Here is a 19,557-nt window from a genome sequence, read left to right on the forward strand (position 1 = left end):
AGGTGAGGCCCTGTCCCGGGAGAAGGTTACGGCATCAAATTCGGCGTTTAACGTCACAAAGGGTTTGTGCGACTGCGGTGGCGAGTGCTGCGGGCTCAAAGGGTTTCACCAGACTGGGTAGACGGTGCGTCTCCAGGAACATTTTGACATCTTCACCCAGGGTATCGCCGGTGATAATTACGATACGTCCGGCCATCTCCGGCCGACGGTCAATAATTTCGGCGTAAAGCGCCATGCCGCTGGTCCCGGGCAATCGAAGATCCATGACGATAATGTCGTAGTCTTTTTTGCTTAGTAGAATTAGTGCTTGCGCGGCAGAAGCCGCTGTGTCGACGTGCCGGTCTTCCCCGGAAAGAGATTCAACCGCAAGGTTGCGTATGCACTCCTCGTCGTCTATCACCAAGATAACGGCCGCTGATTGATGTTCTAGGTTATTGACACTTGAGTCACGATTTTCGGCTGCCGAGACGGAAATCTGAACAATCGGCAACAGGATGGTGAAAGCAGCCCCGCATCTGGGAGACGATGCCACCTCCAGAGTGCCGCCGTGTTCCTCAACGATTGAACGGGAAAGTGCTAACCCCAGACCGGTGCCTTCGCCGGGATTTTTGGTGGTGAAGAACGGCTGGAAAATCTTAGTTATAGTTACGTTGTCGATTCCCGGTCCGGAGTCGGCGAAAATCAACCTGAGATATCTCGCCTCCAAAGCGGCGGTGATGGTGAGTTTCCCCGGGTTGCCAGTATGCTTGATGGCATATTCGGCATTGACTATGAGATTCAGGATAACCTGCTGCATCTGGCCCGGATCAACGATTATCCACGGTAAATTTTCAGAGTACTTCTTAACAACCTCGATGCCGGAGGTCTTCAGCACGTATGCCCTGAGTTCGAGAGTATTATCTATCAACTCAGTAATATCCACGCGTGATTTCAACGGCTTGGTTTGGTGGGCAAAGGTCAGCATTCTTTTGACGATTTCGGCCACTCTTCTGGAGCCATCAGCGATAACTTTCAAGTCGTCAGCGACTTCCGGCGCCAGATCGCTACGGGCAAGCAACAACTCCGAAAAACCAAGGACACCGGTGAGGGGATTGTTGATCTCATGCGCAATTCCGGCGGCCATTTCGCCAACGGCAGCCAAGCGGCTGGATAACTCCGCTTTTTCTTTTAACCGCTGTTGTTCAGCTTCGGCCTTTTTAACGGCAGTTATATCGCGGGCGATATGGACATATCTTCCGCTAGATTTACCGCCAATTTTAATTGGAGTGATGTTGACCTGATAGGTATTATCACCCTGAACGATCTCATCACCCAGACCACACCGATTCCGGTCGCCGAGGCCAGGGCAAAAGCCGGGCAAGACACAGGTATCGTGCATTATTTGATAGCATTTTTTACCTACTGCCTCGGCCGGAAGCATTCCGGTTTTGTCTGCCATAGAACGGTTGACGCGAATAATGTTATGGTCCTTGTCCATAATACAAATCAGGTCTGGTATGGAGTCGAAGGTGCTTTCCCACTCCTGTTTCGCAATTAAGATTGCCTGATCGTTCTTGCGGCGTTCAAAGATATCACGTTCAGCGATCAAAAGCCCCCGCAGGGATACTGCAGCCACCGATGTAAGCGAACGGATGAGGAAATGATCGCTGTTCGAGAACTCCTGGCGGCTGGCTTTACCCGAAAGGAACAAAACGCCAACGGTCTTGCCTGCAGCCGTGAGTGGAATCATATAAGCAACATCTTTTGAGCCCACAACGTTAGGGTATTCAGTCGAAGGCGTTCTCCGTTTGACAAAATCCATCAATTCCAATTCAAACGATCTATCGGCGTAAATACCTCGCGCGGCGGCGAACACAAAACTTGTTTCATCAGTCGCTACAAATAGGCAGGCGCCTGACAGGTTCATGGCCGTCATCGGGGCGTCAATGATCAATGAGGAAGCCACCTCAACGCTAGCAGTTGCGCTGAGCGATGCGCTCAAGCTTTGAATGATTTGCTGGTAGTCATGGCGGTCTTTGTAGAAGAATTTGTCAACCAATGCTTCTGTGGCGCTTCTGGCTGGACCTAAAAGGAGAACCGCTATAGCTGAAAGGAATAATGCCAGGATGAATTGCTGAGCGAAACCCGGAGCGACTCCACTTGATAATACCAATGCAAAGACACCGGCAAGGACCGCGGCCATCAATAGAGTGATAAGGCCGTACACTACTCCTCTTCGAACTACGACATCAATATTCATCAATTGGCGCGCGATTACGGCATAACCAAGAGACAATGGTATGAACGACAGGAAGGCTACCGTAATATTCGACTGTAAAAATACACCGTCATCCTGAACCCCGGGGAATACACTGAAAATTAAAAAAGGAAGCAAAGCAGCCATGCATCCCAAAAGGATGATGACCATTTGGTGCCTTGTTCGCGAATCCGCCGCTCTTAATAGATTGAATACCACGACACCTATAACACCCAAGAAACCGACACCGTATCCGATCAGCCTGAAGGTCCGAAAATCCGGGAGAGGCTGCCCATTCGACTGGCCAATGAACGGATATGCAATCACAATCAACGCCGGCAATACATAAACCAGGTATTGGTGGGGCCTGTGTCTCAACCAGGCGCGCTCCTCGGGGAGAATCAAAAAGAAATGGAGCAACAGCCAAGGACCGATGGTGGACGCAATAACGGTGATATGCAAAGCCAAAGGGGCCAGACGATCTGAAGCCAGATTGGAGCTGAGAGCCAACCCGAACACCAAGCTGCAAGCCAATAACAGAACCGACGCCTCGTTTTTCGGATTACGGAGATAAACGTAAATTCCGACAACCCAAAACGCCAGGCAGGGAAGAAGCCACATAATGAGGTCTATTGTCGCGCTCGAAGCAGGTTGAGTCAGAGATGAATCCGCATCAAGAATTGTGCCGTTAGGATTTACCACTGTAATTTGTCGAACTACTCGGATCCAATCCGACTCTTTAAAAGATGACAGGTATTGATCAGCTGGCAGTCCATCGATAACTAGTGGAATATCTCCTGGAGCGATACCTAGTTCACTGCCAATCCCAAATGGATCGACGCTCTCAACAACCCATTGCTCTTTATCATTTTTAAGGGAAATGACCTGACCCCCTAAAACGAGTCCAGTTTGATAATATACTGGACCAAAAGAAAGGGGGAGAATATGCCGAGGAAGTCCTTCACTCCGGAGCAGATCATCAACCATCTCCGGGAGGCCGAGATCCTCATCAGCCAGGGCACCAGTCTGGCCGTCGTGCTTAAGAAGATCGGGGTCAGCAACTGCACCTACTACCGCTGGCGTCAGGAATACGGCGGCATGAAAGTCGAGCAGGCCAAACGCCTCAAGGCATTGGAGCAGGAAAACGCCAGACTGAAGAAGCTGGTAGCCGACATCACCCTGGACAATGCCATCCTCAAAGAAGCCGCCCGGGGAAACTTCTAAGCCCGCACAAGAGACGTCAGGTTATCACCAAGATTCAGGACAAGCTGAAGGTCTCCCAGAGGCGGGCATGCCAGGTGCTCGGCCAGGCCAGGGCTACCCAGCGCCGTGATAAGGAGCCACCCGATGAGGAAAAGCGCCTGGTGGCCGATGTCACTGCACTGGCCACCAAGTTTGGCCGCTACGGTTACCGGCGGATCACGGCACTACTCCGTGAAAGAGGCTGGCGGGTGAACCACAAGAGGGTAGAGAGGATCTGGCGCATGGAAGGACTCAAGGTGCCCCAGAAGCAACCTAAAAGAGGCAGGCTATGGCTTAATGACGGCTCGTGCATCCGGCTCAGGCCGGAGCATAAGGATCACGTCTGGAGCTATGACTTTGTCAGTGCCAGGACATCAGACGGCCGGGCTTTTCGGATGCTCAATATCATCGATGAATACACCCGGGAATGCCTGGCCATCCTGGTCAAGAGACGGATCACGTCAGAGGATGTCATCGACCAGCTCTTCAATCTGTTCATCTTAAGGGGCATACCCGAGCACCTGAGGTCGGACAACGGACCGGAATTCACCGCCAGATCGATCAGGAAATGGCTGGCAGACATTGGCATCAAAACGCTGTTTATCGAGCCTGGGTCACCCTGGGAGAACGGCTACATCGAGTCATTCAACGGCAAGCTCAGGGATGAACTACTGAACCGGGAGATCTTCACCACGCTTTTTGAGGCTGAAGTATTGATTGCCGACTGGAGGAGGCAGTACAATCAGGTCCGGCCTCACAGCTCACTTGGTTATCTGCCACCGGCACCTGAGGCTATTATGGCTGCCAAAACTACTTAACAACTGGTACCATCATTGGGGGCAGGTCACTCCTGGATCATTTGTGGAAAGAACGGCGCCAATATGGCATGCACATTGGATTTGAGACGCTGATGTTTTTTGGATATGAGAGATATATGCGGTCTCATCAAAACAAGAACTCAACGAACCGCATAAATCTTGATGTTGCCCGATGGAAGATTGAATAAAATATCTGGTTAAAATTTCTAGGGCAGAATGAAATATCTGGTTAGAAACAAGATTATTCATTCGAGCGAAAGCAGCGTATGCGAGTAATATCATAGTCGAGCCGATATTCATCCGGATGGATTTGCTAAGGCCAGTAAAACCGGTTGGGATATGGTCGTCATCTTCAAGATCGTCGAATACATCGGCCGCTGTCAGCATGAACTGAATTGCGGCAGCGAAAGGTAAAGTATGTGTCCATTCGCCGTTAATGCTCTGGGCAACATACAAAGGCAGCAATGGCCAGTGATTATTGTCTGACGATGTTCCTAAAACTCTCCCTTCAACGGCCAGCGGGGCTCTAATATGAGAGACCAATTCGGTGTCATTAGAATAAGGAGCTAGAATTGCTTCTAGCTCCTTATTGAGGGCTATACTTTTAATAACTAAGTCGCCCCGGTCCATAATTGAAAGATACCTTGTTAAAACCACCCACCCATGGGTCCAATTTGCGACTGAAGAGAGACACCATCAGCGGTGACTAAGCCCGTACGCCCTTGCAAGGAAAGGACCGCCTTTTTATCAACCGGGTTAAGTTCCAGTTTGGCGACATACGCTTCGGGATTGGCTTCGAAATCCTTGCGGGCGGACTCATCTCTAAATATGGTCTGGACTAAGTCGGCCAAGTTCATAACCTTTCCTCCTTAATTAATTTTAGTTACGGATTATAAACTCAGAATATCGACACGTCAATAGTTTTCAGACATATTGGTAATATTTATATGCAGTAACTGAAGGCATATTCGAAACGTCTCAATCATAACTCTGTTAATGAAGGCTGACAATAGTACTATCGTCATGGGGGGATCGAAGAGGAAATCTGGTCGGGGTGGACGGATTTGAACCGTCGACCACCTGAACCCCATTCAGGTGCGCTACCAGGCTGCGCTACACCCCGATTTGGAAAGCGCTAGAATGTTATCATAGACATCTGGGTGTCGCAAGCCGCGTTGCCAGCCAAACATGAACCATATATAATAATCTTACATAACACTTGAGCGAAACGAATGGCAAGACGAACTATCTGCAAATATCCTGATCCAGTACTCAGACAGAAGGCAAAAAAAATACCTCTGGTAGACAAGAGTATTCGAATTCTTGTCGAAGACATGATCGAGACAATGAAGGAAAATTGTGGCTGCGGCCTGGCAGCCCCACAGGTAGGGGTGTCCCTTCGATGTATCGTCATCGGAATGCCGGAAGAAGAACCGTATGCCATCATTAATCCTGAGTTTGTAAAACGAGACGGTGAGCGTGAAGTGGAAGAGGCTTGTCTTTCCGTTCCCGAACTTGCCGGGAGCATTAAACGTTCCGAGTCGGTGATCGTTAAAGGTTTAGATAAGAATGGTAAACCCATACGCGTTAAAGGAAGGGAACTCCTGAGTCAAGCGCTGGAACATGAAATAGATCATCTAAATGGCGTGCTGTTTATTGATCGGGTCGAGTCTCCTGAAAAACTTCGTAAACGGGAAAAAATTAAAGAAGAAACGGAGGCGACCGGGACAAGCACTTCCGTCTCACCGGATCAATAAATATGCAGAAAACACTGTTGCAATGTGATTTCGACGGGACGCTGACAGAAGAAGATGTCAGCTTTTTAATTCTGGACCGCTACGCTGAAGGTGATTGGCGGGCGATACTGAGAGAGTACCAAGCGGGCGCTATCAGCGTCGGCGCATTTAATAACCGAGCTTTCTCTATGGTCAAGCAACAGAAAAAGACACTTGAAACGCTCGTCTGCAATGAAGCTAAGCTACGCCCCGGGTTGATCGAACTTGTTGAGTATTGCCGGTTAAACCAGATCGAAATGGTTATCGTTTCGAACGGATTAGACTTCTATATTCGGGCATTGCTTGAGAAAAGCAGATTGAATCACCTTAGAATAATCGCAGCCACTACCGCATTCACGCCATCAGGACTAGATTCACATTATATTGGATCAGATGGTGGTGAATTGATGGTTGCGTTCAAAGAGCACTACACAGAAAAATTCATTGAACAGGGATTTAGAGTGTTTTACGCCGGGAATGGTCCCTCCGATATACCAGCCTCAAAGCTTGCCGTACACACTTTTGCGACAGACTCGCTACTGGATTATTATATTCAACATAGAGTTTGCCACACACCTTTTAAGGACCTGCACGATATTGTAGACGGCCTCAAATTCTTCTAAAGCCGCGGCCCGAAAATAGCTTCCCCCAACCTTACCAGATTAGCACCTTCTTCAATGGCAACGCGGTAAGACCCGGTCGTACCCATTGATAGGTAGCGGATATCCGAGAAGCCTGCGCCCTCTTGTTTGATAGCATTGAACAAGCCTCTGGCTTCGGCAAAATATGGCCTCATCATTTCGCCCGGAAGATTCGGGCCGAGAGTCATGAGTCCTTTTAAGGTCAGGTTAGGCATTTTCCCGATCTCACGAGCCAAAGCGATGAGATTTTCAGGAGCAACACCAGATTTTCGCTGTTCTCGCGCGATGTTTACTTCAATGAATACGGGCATGATTTTCTGCGCTTCAAAAGCGCGTCGGTCGATTAAGCGGGCCAGATGGGGGCTGTCTACGGTCTCGATGACATCAAACAGTTCAACGGCTTTTTTGACTTTATTGGATTGCAGGTGGCCGATAAAGTGCCAGCAGCCGCGGGAGAGTAAATAGCGTCTGGCAGCTTCAGTATCCTGAATATAGTTTTCGCCAATTATCGAAATCCCGGCGTCTAATGCGGCTGCGATTTCCACCGGCGAGCGAGATTTAACCGCGGCTACGATAGCGACATCTCTGGGGATCTCAGCCAACAGGCGACGGACATTATCGCCTATAGACTGCGAGGTTAAATCAGTCTGGTACCGCATTGAGGACAATACTTCATACCGGCATTCAACGATGATGAACATACTAAGCAGGAAGGCGTAGTCAACGGAGTACCACCTGAAAGTTCGCCGAGTACTTTATCTAGTTGATCTTTCGTCATCAGACGTTCGGCAATTTCAGTTTTTAGTTCCTCAGCAATTTCATATCGGGTTACGCAGCGGGTGCAGGTCATATATTGTTTGACGCGGTATTGAATTGTAGGAACAAAATAGACAGTAAGCTTCCTGCGCTCTTGATGCACCGCGAAAACCTGGTCAGACCGACAGTTGGGACAGCGAGTTACTATAAAGCCCAGATGATCGCCATAGTTCTTGTTACCGAAAAGCAAGACCATAGACGAGTATAGCCGAAAGCCGGAGTCCATTGTCAAACTACCCGTCTTCAATACAACTTTTCTCAGTTAGTCGCTTTGGCCGGGCTATGTTAATATTATTCCCGTTGGGGGAGTGCCGGAACTGGCAGACGGGCATGACTTAGGATCATGTGCCGAAAGGCGTCGGGGTTCGAGTCCCCGCTTCCCCATTATTACCTGATTACCCGCGTAAAGCCATGAATGAAACCGCAGTCTTCGAACACCTTACAACCGAAATAAAGTCCATCGATTGCCAGTATGGATTTCTGGATATCAGAAGAGTTCCGGAATTGAAACGGGAACTTGAATCCCGGTTGCATAAAGGCCAACTTGATACTGCTTTCTATGCAAATAATCTTGAACGTCTGGAGGTTTCAGCGCCGATCCGTTTTACAGAAGTCAACTCTCTCATCATTATCGCCGCGCCGTTACCACTCACGAGGTTAATTTTCGAATATCAGGGCAGAGGGCGGCCGGTACAAATTCCTCCCTTTTATGTTTTCAAAGATAAATTAGCAGCCATCCGAAAAGCGCTCGGGAGAAGTTTAGGTGCCGCCGGGTATCAAATCGCGGACGCCCGCGTACCTTTGAAATTAGCGGCGGTACGCAGCGGCCTGGCAAGTTACGGCAGAAACAACCTGGCTTACATCGAGGGGATGGGCAGCTTCCATAGACTGGTGGCATTTTATACCGATTTACCCTCACCAGCCGACGCATGGTTTCGACTCAACGAGATGGAAGAATGCACCAGTTGCGGCTTTTGTTTAGGTAACTGTCATACTGATTGCCTTATTCCGGATGTAGGCAACCGTTTTCTTGCACGAGCCGAAAAGTGTCTAACGCTTTACAATGAAGAACCAGGAGAACTGCCCAGCTGGATCACGCCCTGGCTTCACAACTCTTTGATAGGCTGCATGCGCTGCCAATCCAGTTGTCCAGTGAACCGGACCTTTATTCGAAATGTTCCGATTTCTGACACGTTCAGCGAACAGGAAGCTATGGCAATTTTAGCAACGCCGGTATTCGACAACCTTCCTGGAGCCCTCCAGGAGAAGTTAGGTAAGTATGATCTTCAAGAATACTATGATCTGGTGCCGCGCAACCTCAAATTCTTACTGGAGTGGGAACTGTGATTACCGCACTAGCGGAAAAGGTGACAGATGAACTGGCGCTGTCCGGCTATCGCGCGGCTGTCGCAAGCATTGACCGGCTGGCGTACATTGAACAAGAATTCCGTTCTACAGCCAACCGTGAAGAATGGCGCAAATCTCCTCATCTTTCACAGCACATATTCGATTTCACTTTGCCCCAAGAATATCAAGCTCAATCGATAATCGTCGTTGCAGCGCCGGTCGCACCGGTGAACATCGGTTTCGTATTTAGAGGGGAGTATTTTTCATTCGATGCTCCTCCCTTGTCGGAAGACTATGAGAAAGATGCCACCAATATTCTTTCTGAGATTCAGAAGATAATCTCACCGCGGGGATATCGCCTGTCTGACTCTAATTTACCCACCAAGATTCTTGCCAGCCACTGCGGATTAATTTCCAACGGCGTCAATAATATTGGCTACATAGACGGGATGGGCAGCTATTTCCGGTTGAGCGCGTATTTTTCGGATATTGAACCCGGGAAAGAAAAATGGCTAATTAACCACCCGGTGAACCCAAAATGCGCCGGGTGCTCAAGGTGCATCGACACCTGCCCAACAAAATGCATTGAACGTTCCTCTTTTCGAGTAAACCGGTGCCTTTCACTTCTTTCAAAGGAACCTACCGATTTTCCGGTTTGGATAAACAATAAATGGCATAATGCACTAATAGGATGCCGGATTTGCCAAAAAGTTTGTCCGCTAAATCAAGAGGTTTCGTTTAAGACAAGCATCGGCGCCGATTTCGATGAAACTGAGACCACGGCAATCCTTTCAGGTGATCCTCTGGAAAATCTACACTCAGAAACCAGAGAAAAACTGCGATACTTCACTCTGGAGCCATTATACCCTGTTTTATCGCGCAATTTACGTTTACTATTCAAAAAATATGGACTGACAGTAAATTGAACATATCTCAAGCGGTTGATGCACTTAGAGCCAGTTTTCTCTTCGGTAATATTGGTAAAGATGTTGCCTTTAAGCTGGTCAAGTCAGCCGAAGAGTTACGGATTGGTACGGGGGATTTCATATTCTGGGAGGGTGACCCTCCAGTACGATTCTATATTCTTACATCCGGCCGGATAAAAGTGATAAAACACGGCTCACAGGGGCGAGAGACACTGGTAGCTGTTTTCAACCCAGGGGACATTTTTGGCGAAGTTGCGGTATTTGAAAATAAGCCTTACCCAGCCTCGGCAACAGCTTTAGAACCTTCAACTGTACTCGCCTTTAACCGCGACTCGTTCAGCTGTTTCCTGACCGAGCAGCCGGCAACAGCGATGGCGATGATTGGCATTTTATCTTCAAGATTGCGGGAAGCACAAAACCGGCTCCATGACTTATCCGGGGAGAGAGTAGAACAGCGGCTGGCACGAACTTTACAAAGATTGACAGCCAAACTCGGAACTGAATTACCGTTCACGCGTCGAGATTTAGCGGATATGTCTGGAACTACCATTGAGACGGCGGTACGGGTCCTCAGCCGATTCAGTGAAATGGGGATAATTACTTCCAGCCGCGGGAAAGTTACAATCAGAGATCAAGCTCAGCTAAATGCTATATCAGACGATTTATAGCGAACACAATAAACAGGTCCCCCCAATAGTTCGGACCTTGATCTAAATCATATAAATACCTCTAGCCCACTATTATAATCGAGATGTACTCAGTCTGGAGGTCTAAATGCCGAGCAGGTGCCCGGGGAACGATTTCCGTAAACTCAAGGTGCAGGTTATAAATTGCCCCGAGTGCAAGGCGGACGTCGAGATATTTTCTGATGAAGTAAGGGTGCGGTGCCAGAAATGCGGCTCGCAAGTACATATTGACCGCTTACCGTCTTGTATCGAATGGTGTGCTTCAGCGAACCACTGTTTGGGCGACCCCTGTTATCAGAGTATTCAAATTGGGCCTAATGAAAGGGAAACCGATGGCCGTACGTAAAATTGTTCGGATTGACGAAGAAAAATGTAATGGCTGCGGGGTATGCGTGCCATCCTGCGCAGAAGGAGCTATTCGGGTTATCGACGGCAAAGCGAAGCTTGTATCCGAGGTTTATTGCGATGGATTAGGTGCTTGCCTGGGTGAATGCCCTCTCGATGCCATATCCATAGAAGAACGAGAAGCCCTGGACTTCGATGAAATTGAAGCGATGAAGCATGCCGCCAGAATAGAATCACAGAGAGAAACGGTACATGCTTGCCCTTCTTCGCGAATGTTAATGTTTGACGGACCTAAAGATCTAGGAAATATTCAAACTCAAAGAACTCATTCGCCGTCAACCCTATGTAATTGGCCGGTTCAGCTGACATTAGTGCCGCCTCACGCTCCATTTCTGAAAGGAAGCGAAATCCTTTTGGCGGCGGACTGTGTGCCATTCGCGTACCCCGATTTCCACAGTGACTTTCTTGAAGGAAAAAGTCTGCTGATAGCATGCCCTAAACTGGATGATTACGATTCACATCTGAATAAACTGGCACAAATACTGAAGCAGGCGAAACCCGTTGGTATTTCCGTGCTTCGAATGGAAGTCCCTTGCTGCGGCGGATTGACTCATCTGATAAATCAGGCATCCCGGATGGCCGGAGTAAATGTACCGATCGACGAAATCACCATCGGCATTAGAGGGGAAGTGCTTACACGTGTGTAAGTCATAATTACATAATTATCTGGTTCTTGATTATGATGTTGACAACCACTTGGTATAAGTATATACTGAGTGGTTGTTAATTATGCTTCCGAACCGCTTCTATCATATACAGGCTTTTCCCGGCACCATTTTTTCAAGGCTTTAGTCCGTTTTTCCTTAAGTAATCGCTTTTAAGGAGTAGACATGGTCTCATTACTGCCAGCTACCGGCATGCCGTCGGTAGCCGCTCCCCGCAAGTCATATTCAAAGATTCCGGATGTAGTTGAAGTCCCTAATCTCATCGACATCCAGTTAGCCTCGTTCCGCTGGTTCATGGAAGATGCCTTAAAGGATTTGATTGAAGAGATCTCGCCAATCAAAGATTTTAACGGCAATCGTATGGAACTTGAATTCATAGGTTATGAATTCAGGGAGCCCCGCCTTTCCGAAGAGGATTGCCGTGAACGCGATCAGAGCTATTCCGTTCCGCTTTACGTAAAAGCCCGACTTATCATCAAGGCCACCGGAGAAATCAAAGAACCTTTTGAACTTTTCTTCGGAGATTTGCCGCTGATGACCCGCAACGGCACATTCATCACTTCCGGGACCGAAAGGGTTATCGTGAGCCAGCTTCTTCGTTCCCCGGGCGTATATTTTACCGTTCAGGAAGATACAGCGACAGGCCGACCTTTATGCCATACCTCTCTTATTCCTAGCCGAGGAGCCTGGTTAGAATTTGAAACCTCCAACCGTGATGTCATTTCAGTCAAGATCGATGGCAGACGAAAAATCCCTGTGACTAGTTTCTTGCGGGCAGTTGGATACGGATCCGATCAAGAACTGATCGATTTATTTTGCGATGTGGATACCGTTTCAGAACATTCGTACATCAGGGCATCGATCGAAAAGGATCAATTAATCCGGGACACCAACTCAGCCTTAATTGATATTTACGGCCGGCTGCGGCCTGGAGACCCCGCAAACGTGGAAAACGCGGGCAGGTTAGTCAACGACATGTTCTTCAGTCCAGAACACTACGACTTAGGCATGGTTGGCCGCTACAAAGTTAATCGCCGTCTCGGACTGAAAGATATTGTCGCCGAGGAAAACAGGGCTTTAACCAAACAAGATATCATTGCGATCATTAAACAAATCATCCGCATAAATAATGGCATTGACCATAAAGATGATATTGACCACCTGGGCAACCGTCGAATCCGCACAGTAGGTGAGCTCATTCAGAACCAATTCCGTGTTGGCTTACTTCGATTGGAGCGGGTGGCGAAAGAGAGAATGAGCATCGTTGCGCTGGATCAGGTTACTCCCTCGGGCCTGGTCAACATCCGGCCGGTTGTAGCCGCTGTCCGAGAGTTTTTCGGCGGATCGCAACTCTCTTCGTTTATGGATCAGACAAACCCGCTTTCAGAATTGACGAATAAGCGGCGCCTTTCTGCGATGGGTCCTGGCGGTCTATCCAGAGAACGGGCCGGTTTCGATGTTCGCGACGTCCATTTCTCCCACTACGGGCGCATTTGTCCGATCGAAACCCCGGAAGGTCCAAATATCGGTCTCATAGGTTCACTTGCCACTTACGCCCGGGTCAATCGGTATGGTTTTATTGAAACTCCGTATCGCAAAGTATTTAAAGAACTACATAACCACGATTCCAGACTTGTGGGTCTTGCTGTCCGGGAGACAATCACCGATGAATCAGGGGAGACTATTCTTTCCGCGGGCAGCGTTGTTGACAGCAAGACATTTAAAGTCCTGGCCAAGCTACCCGAGCGCTTGATACCGGTGGAGCCGTTCGTTTCTGATGAGATCCCTTATCTCTCGGCCGACGAAGAGGATAAATACGTTATCGCACAGGCTACAGCCCGACTGGATGAACGGGGACGCTTTTTAGATGAACGTATCGAATCCAGATTCGGCGAGCAATACCTCTACGAACCACCAATGAAAATCGATTATATGGATGTCTCGCCCAAACAGATATTCTCTGTGGCGGCTTCTCTTATACCGTTCCTCGAACATGATGATGCCAACCGTGCATTAATGGGCGCCAACATGCAACGGCAGGCGGTTCCTTTGCTTCGACCCGAGGCACCCCTGGTCGCGACAGGTATGGAGATGGAGGCAGTCAGGTATTCCGGTCATGTCATTTTTGCCAGAAATTCCGGAACTGTTAAATCGGTAACCTCTGAAAAAATCGTTGTAAAGACCGATGGAAAAGGCGAAGACACCTACAAGCTAATAAAATTTATGCGTACCAACCAAGGTACCTGCATTAACCAGCGCCCTGTGGTGTCTGCCGGGGATGTTGTGATCGCCGGTCAGGTGCTGGCTGATTCTTCTGCTACTGAGAACGGTGAACTGGCCCTTGGGCAGAATGTTATCTGTGCCTTTATGAGCTGGCACGGTTATAACTATGAAGATGCCATTATCATTTCCGATCGTCTGGTCAAAGCCGATAGGTTCACTTCAATTCATATCTCAAAGCATGAAGTTGAAGCCAGGGACACCAAACTTGGCCTGGAGGAGATAACACGAGACATACCTAACGTTGGTGAAGAATCGCTGCGCGAGCTCGACGAAGAAGGCATTATCCGCGTCGGCGCTGAAGTTGGACCTGATGACATTCTAGTCGGGAAAATTACCCCCAAAGGTGAAACCGAATTATCAGCCGAAGAAAAGCTGCTGAGAGCGATATTCGGCGAAAAAGCCCGCGAAGTTAAAGATACTTCACTCAGAATGCCGCATGGCGAGTGGGGAAAAGTCATTGCCGTTAAAGTCTTTTCACGCGACAACGGCGACGATTTGCCGGCAAGAGTAAACAAATGGGTACAAGTGTGGGTAGCCCAGAAGAGAAAAATATCAGTCGGCGATAAGCTGGCGGGACGTCACGGCAACAAAGGTGTGATTTCTATCGTCGCTCCATCCGAAGATATGCCGTTTTTACCCGACGGCACGCCGGTTGATGTCGTATTAAATCCCATCGGCGTCCCCTCCCGCATGAACCTGGGCCAGATTCTGGAACTACACCTGGGTTGGGCCGGACATCTGCTCGGGTTTAAGGTGCGTACCCCGGTATTCGATGGCGCGACCGATGTAGCTATCGAAGATGATTTAGCCAGAGCATATGTTGCTCAAAGCGCCGGCTTGATAAAACTGGACTATGAGGCGAAAGATGCCAAGACGGTCGCTACGAAAACAATCGAATGGCTGAATTCCAAGGGATGGGATGGGTCGCGTACTTTTGACGATAACTATCCGGGTTTCGGTCGTGAAACTTGTCTCCGGCTTTGGCTTGAGGAGCATGGTGTTTCAGACGCAAGGAAAATCCCTGCCAACGAACTGGATGAACTCGTTTTTAAACTGGCAAAAGAACAGAATATTTCTTCCCCGATTGCGGGCAAGATGATTCTCCGAGATGGAAAAACCGGCGATTTCTTCGATCAGCCGATTACCGTTGGCAACATGTACATCTTAAAGCTGATCCACCTTGTGGAAGATAAGGTGCATGCCCGCGCTACTGGCCCTTATTCTTTGATCAGCCAGCAGCCTTTAGGAGGTAAAGCCCAATTCGGCGGACAGCGTTTCGGCGAGATGGAGGTTTGGACCCTGGAGGCTTACGGGGCAGCCTATAACTTACAGGAAATGTTAACCATAAAATCCGATGACGTAACCGGACGTGCTAAAGCTTATGAGTCTATCGTAAAAGGCGAGGATGTATCTCAACCAGGCGTACCGGAGTCATTCAAGGTGCTGGTAAAAGAGCTCCAATCCTTAGGTTTGGCGGTTGAAGTCATCAACGAAGAAGAAAAAGTATTACCCGCGGAACGGCTAAAAGAAACGCCGCTGCCGGAAGAGGAGTCGGAACTATCGGCATTAGCTAGCGAACTGACCTCACAACTTCTGGAAAGTAACGAAGACGAAGAAGAGGATACCGATAACCAAGATGAATGAAGTCATTGATTTTGACGCCATTCGAATCTCGCTTGCCTCACCGGAGCAGATCCGGAGCTGGTCGTATGGTGAAGTCACTAAACCGGAGACTATCAATTACCGGACATTGAAGCCTGAACGAGACGGCTTGTTTTGCGAACGTATTTTTGGTCCTACAAAAGACTTCGAATGCTCCTGCGGCAAGTATAAGCGCATCCGGTACAAGGGCATCATCTGCGATAAATGCGGCGTGGAGGTTGCCAGGGCTAAGGTCAGGCGCGAACGGATGGGGCATATTGAGCTCGCCTGCGCCGTTGGCCACATATGGTTCACAAGAGGTATTCCTTCACGAATTGGGTTGCTTCTAGATCTTTCAACCCGCAGTCTCGAGCGGATAGTATATTTCTCCCATTACGCGATTACTTCCGTCAATGAAACTGCCCGATCTCAGGCAATAACCGGTCTTGAGAAAGGCCGCAATATTGAACTCGACGATCGTCAAGCAGAGCTTGAAAGTAGAGTTGCCACGCTCGAATCTTCCGGAGCCGACATTCAAGAAATAAATACCCTCAGGCGAGATTTCGAGACCGAACGAGCAGAATCAGAAGAACAAACACTCAACCTGGTAGATCAACTAACCGGGTTGAGGCGAGGCAACCTTTTAACCGAAAGTCAGTACTATGATCTGAAAACACGGTACCCCGACGTTTTTGAAGCCAAGATGGGTGCCGAAGCCATACTTGACCTGTTAAGAACTATTGACCTGGGCCAAATGCGTAACCACCTCATCCAGGAGACTCGTTCAAGTTCCGGGCAGCGGCGCAAGAAAGCCTCCAAACAGCTTCAGCTGGTTGAAGCGTTCCGCCGCTCCGGCAATAAACCTGAGTGGATGGTTTTGACGGTATTACCGGTGCTGCCGCCTGATCTCCGTCCCATGGTTCAACTTGACGGCGGGCGTTTCGCGACCTCTGACCTGAATGATCTATATCGTCGGGTCATCAACCGCAACAATCGGTTGCAGCATCTCCTGGAGATTGGTGCGCCAGAGATCATCATTCGTAACGAAAAACGTATGCTGCAGGAGGCGGTAGATTCTCTCATAGACAACGGCCGCCGAGGCCGCAGTATCGCCGTTTCAGGCGATCATAAAGCCAAGTCAATTTCCGACCTGCTGCGTGGCAAACAGGGACGCTTCCGCCAGAATCTGTTAGGCAAGCGTGTTGATTACTCCGGGCGTTCTGTAATAGTTGTCGGACCTACCCTTCAGTTGCACCAGTGCGGATTGCCCAGAAGGATGGCTCTGGAGCTGTTCAAACCTTTCGTCATGCATAGATTGGTGACCGATGGTTTAGCTCCGAATATTAAAAGCGCCCGCCGGCTGGTAGAACGGGCTCGACCTGAGGTATACGATATTCTTGAGGATGTTGTTAGAGACCGGCCGGTGATGCTCAATCGCGCACCCACTCTGCACCGATTGTCCATACAGGCCTTTGAACCAGTGCTGATCGACGGTTCAGCGATACAAATCCACCCACTCGTTTGCTCAGCTTTTAATGCCGATTTCGACGGCGACCAAATGGCGGTACACCTTCCGCTTTCTAAAGCAGCCGTGAAGGAAGCGCGCGAAGCCATGCTTTCTATCCATAACATGCTGCTGCCTTCTTCTGGGGATCCAGTAGTAACACCCAGCCTGGATATGGTTTTCGGTTGTTACTATTTGACGACAGTACGCTCCGGTTTGAAAGGCGAAGGCAAGCGTTTCGGCAATTTCGATGAAGTACAGCGCTATCTTGAATTAGGACTGATCGACCTTCGTGCGGAGATCAGCGTTCGGACTTCTGAAGGGGAGACACTTAAGACCTCGGCCGGACGCATTATTTTCAATCGAGCCTTGCCTGCAGGACTTCCTTTCTTCAATAAACCAGTTGATAAATCTACGATCCGAAAACTTATCGGCGAATTCAAGAAAATTGTCAGCGACCAAGAGATGGCACTGGCTTTAGATCGTATCAAACAGCTCGGCTTCAAGTATGCAACCAGAAGCGGTATCACCATCGCGATGAGTGACGTTGCAGTACCCGGAGCAAAAGCTGGCATTCTTTCAGCCGCCGAACACGAGACAACAACCATCGAGCATCAATACGCCCAAGGGCTAATCACCGATGATGAGCGCTATCAAGGCGTCATCGAAATCTGGATGAAAGCTACTGAAGACGTAACCTCCGCCATCCAGAAAGGGCTTGACACGACCGGGAACGTTTATATGATGGCCACCTCAGGCGCCAAAGGTAACATCTCCCAGATTCGTCAGATGGCTGGTATGCGCGGCTTAATGACCAACCCTTCCGGGCGAATTATAGACTTCCCCATCAAGTCTTCACTGCGGGAAGGATTGTCGGCCATTGAATACTTTATCTCCACTCATGGCGCCCGAAAAGGTTTGGCCGATACCGCTCTTCGTACCTCCGGTTCAGGTTACCTTACCCGGCGTTTGATAGATGTTACTCAAGACCTTATTATCTTCGAAGACGACTGCGGGACCATGGACGGGTTATGGATTGAAGAACCCAAAGAAAAGGGCATATTGCCGCCTCTGGCGGAACGTATTTCCGGGCGTTTAGCCGCGATGCCGGTAGCCCACCCGCAAACAGGCGAAATCCTGGTCGAGCGCAATGGTGAAATCGATGACGCCAAGGCCAGGGAAATCTCTGCCGCCGGGGTTACTTCAGTATATGTTAGATCGCCTTTGTCTTGCGGCTCCAGGCGAGGCATCTGCCAGAAGTGTTATTGGCGAGACCTCGGCCGCGGTCATGCCGTTGAGCACTATACCGCTGTCGGTATCGTTGCTGCTCAGAGTATCGGCGAGCCCGGTACCCAGCTCACTCTGCGGACATTCCACACCGGCGGCGTGGTCGGTATGGATATTACTACCGGCTTGCCGCGCGTTGAAGAACTTTTTGAAGCCCGACCGCCTAAAGCCCAAGCTATCATTTCGGAGATAGATGGCATCGCTCAGGTAAAGGAATCTGAAGAGGGCAGAACAGTACAGGTTATCGCTCGGGAAACCTATCAGGACGAATATGATCTGCCCGAAGGATGGAATATCGAGGTAACAGAAGGGCAGCCAGTTGACATGGGGAGTGTCCTGGCCACCGCTCCCGACGCCGCTAAGAAATCAACGCATCTAACCGCCGGAGGATCTGTTCTCGTTGCCCGTGTCGGCGGACGCGTCGGTATCGAGAGCAATCGACTAGTGATTAAGTACGAAGATGTTGACGAACGCCATTACCAGGTCCCGGCTGCCTCCCATATCGCCATCAAAGACGGGGATTCGGTCAAGGCCGGGCAGAAACTAACTGATGGATCGGTGAATCCCCAGGACATCCTGGCGGTACTCGGGAAAGAGGCCGTTCAACGTTATATAGTTGAAGAAGTACAGAAAGTGTACTTTTCCCAGGGTGTTCATATTAACGACAAGCACATCGAAGTAATCGTCCGACAGATGATGAATAGGGTGCGAATCGATTCCTCTGGTGATACGGAACTCGTTCCGGGTGAGTTGGTTGACAGGTATCGTTATGAAGACAAAAATGCCAATATCTTGGCCGAGGGTGGTGAACCGGCAACGGCACACACGGTGCTACTGGGCATCACTAGAGCTTCCCTGTCAACCGAATCATGGCTGGCTGCCGCTTCCTTTCAGGAGACGACACGAGTGTTAACCGATGCGGCGATCCATGGAAAGAAAGATAATCTGTCCGGCCTTAAAGAGAACGTGATCATTGGCAAACTGATTCCGGCACAGTGTAAGTCATGCCGTGACGCCACCGCGGATAAAGCCGCCGAGTTAGAGGCTGCCAAATTGGTGCAACTAGAACAGCCAGTCATCTAATACAAAATATGCTTTAATTAAGAGGGGAAGGCATCTGATGTCTTCCCCTCTTTGGTGTATTCCAGATTCGCCGGGATATTCATTGCTGGGGTTTAATCCATTGTACCGGTTGTATTGAATTTGGGTATCGGTGTATTATGACTCGGAACATGACAAGGCTAATAATCGTTGAGTAATTAAGAACATTTCGATATGAAAAATA

At 49.3% G+C, this 19,557-nt stretch carries 14 protein-coding genes and 2 tRNA genes; 10 read left to right on the plus strand and 6 right to left on the minus strand.

Going from position 1 to position 19,557, the window contains the following annotated elements:
- Positions 1 to 34 precede the first annotated feature (34 nt).
- Positions 35 to 3,223 (minus strand): ATP-binding protein, encoded by a 3,189-nt coding sequence (locus tag ABV300_RS05775; protein WP_353713948.1) that lies wholly within the window; start codon positions 3,221 to 3,223, stop codon positions 35 to 37.
- On the opposite strand from ABV300_RS05775, the gene ABV300_RS05780 reads away from it, so the two are divergent.
- Positions 3,182 to 4,296, plus strand: a protein-coding gene (locus ABV300_RS05780) for an IS3 family transposase (RefSeq protein ID WP_353713949.1) whose coding sequence is annotated in 2 segments (ribosomal slippage) — positions 3,182 to 3,446 and positions 3,446 to 4,296 — 1,116 coding nt in all. Because the reading frame shifts where the segments join, the coding sequence is not laid out codon by codon here. The genes ABV300_RS05775 and ABV300_RS05780 overlap by 42 nt on opposite strands.
- 12 nt (positions 4,297 to 4,308) lie before the next feature.
- On the opposite strand, the gene ABV300_RS05785 is transcribed toward ABV300_RS05780, so the two are convergent.
- From ABV300_RS05785 to ABV300_RS05795, 3 genes are all read right to left on the minus strand, one after another.
- Positions 4,309 to 4,926: a polyprenyl synthetase family protein gene (locus ABV300_RS05785; protein WP_353713950.1), complete on the minus strand. Its 618-nt coding sequence runs from the start codon at positions 4,924 to 4,926 to the stop codon at positions 4,309 to 4,311.
- A 17-nt stretch (positions 4,927 to 4,943) separates the two neighbouring features.
- Positions 4,944 to 5,153 (minus strand): hypothetical protein, encoded by a 210-nt coding sequence (locus ABV300_RS05790; protein ID WP_353713951.1) that lies wholly within the window; start codon positions 5,151 to 5,153, stop codon positions 4,944 to 4,946.
- 189 nt (positions 5,154 to 5,342) lie between these two features.
- Positions 5,343 to 5,419 (minus strand) — tRNA-Pro (locus ABV300_RS05795).
- A 109-nt stretch (positions 5,420 to 5,528) separates the two neighbouring features.
- Between ABV300_RS05795 and def the strand changes: the two genes are divergently transcribed.
- Both def and ABV300_RS05805 read left to right on the plus strand, forming a co-directional pair.
- Complete coding sequence (gene def / locus ABV300_RS05800) at positions 5,529 to 6,053, plus strand: peptide deformylase (protein WP_353713952.1); 525 nt, start codon at positions 5,529 to 5,531, stop codon at positions 6,051 to 6,053.
- 2 nt (positions 6,054 to 6,055) lie between these two features.
- On the plus strand, positions 6,056 to 6,694 hold the full coding sequence (locus ABV300_RS05805) for an HAD-IB family phosphatase (RefSeq protein ID WP_353713953.1): 639 nt from the start codon (positions 6,056 to 6,058) through the stop codon (positions 6,692 to 6,694).
- On the opposite strand, the gene ABV300_RS05810 is transcribed toward ABV300_RS05805, so the two are convergent.
- Together ABV300_RS05810 and ABV300_RS05815 are read right to left on the minus strand one after the other, a co-directional pair.
- Complete coding sequence (locus ABV300_RS05810) at positions 6,691 to 7,371, minus strand: YggS family pyridoxal phosphate-dependent enzyme (protein ID WP_353713954.1); 681 nt, start codon at positions 7,369 to 7,371, stop codon at positions 6,691 to 6,693. The two genes, ABV300_RS05805 and ABV300_RS05810, sit on opposite strands and share 4 nt — an antisense overlap.
- Positions 7,350 to 7,754, minus strand: a complete 405-nt coding sequence (locus ABV300_RS05815; protein ID WP_353713955.1) for a zinc-ribbon domain-containing protein — start codon at positions 7,752 to 7,754, stop codon at positions 7,350 to 7,352. Before ABV300_RS05815 ends, ABV300_RS05810 begins: the two co-directional genes overlap by 22 nt.
- A gap of 76 nt (positions 7,755 to 7,830) precedes the next feature.
- Here ABV300_RS05815 and ABV300_RS05820 point away from each other — a divergent pair.
- From ABV300_RS05820 to rpoC, 7 genes are all read left to right on the plus strand, one after another.
- Positions 7,831 to 7,912 (plus strand) — tRNA-Leu (locus ABV300_RS05820).
- Positions 7,874 to 8,875 (plus strand): hypothetical protein, encoded by a 1,002-nt coding sequence (locus ABV300_RS05825; RefSeq protein ID WP_353713956.1) that lies wholly within the window; start codon positions 7,874 to 7,876, stop codon positions 8,873 to 8,875. The genes ABV300_RS05820 and ABV300_RS05825 overlap by 39 nt, the downstream gene beginning before the upstream one ends.
- Positions 8,872 to 9,801: a 4Fe-4S double cluster binding domain-containing protein gene (locus tag ABV300_RS05830; protein WP_353713957.1), complete on the plus strand. Its 930-nt coding sequence runs from the start codon at positions 8,872 to 8,874 to the stop codon at positions 9,799 to 9,801. The genes ABV300_RS05825 and ABV300_RS05830 overlap by 4 nt, the downstream gene beginning before the upstream one ends.
- On the plus strand, positions 9,798 to 10,469 hold the full coding sequence (locus ABV300_RS05835) for a Crp/Fnr family transcriptional regulator (protein WP_353713958.1): 672 nt from the start codon (positions 9,798 to 9,800) through the stop codon (positions 10,467 to 10,469). The genes ABV300_RS05830 and ABV300_RS05835 overlap by 4 nt, the downstream gene beginning before the upstream one ends.
- A 350-nt stretch (positions 10,470 to 10,819) precedes the next feature.
- Complete coding sequence (locus tag ABV300_RS05840) at positions 10,820 to 11,539, plus strand: 4Fe-4S binding protein (RefSeq protein WP_353713959.1); 720 nt, start codon at positions 10,820 to 10,822, stop codon at positions 11,537 to 11,539.
- Between the two features lie 183 nt (positions 11,540 to 11,722).
- Entirely contained in the window at positions 11,723 to 15,484 is a 3,762-nt protein-coding gene (locus ABV300_RS05845; protein ID WP_353713960.1) for a DNA-directed RNA polymerase subunit beta, read from the plus strand.
- Positions 15,477 to 19,355, plus strand: coding sequence for a DNA-directed RNA polymerase subunit beta' (gene rpoC, locus ABV300_RS05850; RefSeq protein WP_353713961.1), 3,879 nt, complete (start codon positions 15,477 to 15,479; stop codon positions 19,353 to 19,355). Before ABV300_RS05845 ends, rpoC begins: the two co-directional genes overlap by 8 nt.
- Positions 19,356 to 19,557: the final 202 nt, after the last annotated feature.

The sequence above is a fragment of the Dehalogenimonas sp. 4OHTPN genome (genome assembly GCF_040448695.1).
Taxonomy (GTDB): domain Bacteria; phylum Chloroflexota; class Dehalococcoidia; order Dehalococcoidales; family Dehalococcoidaceae; genus Dehalogenimonas.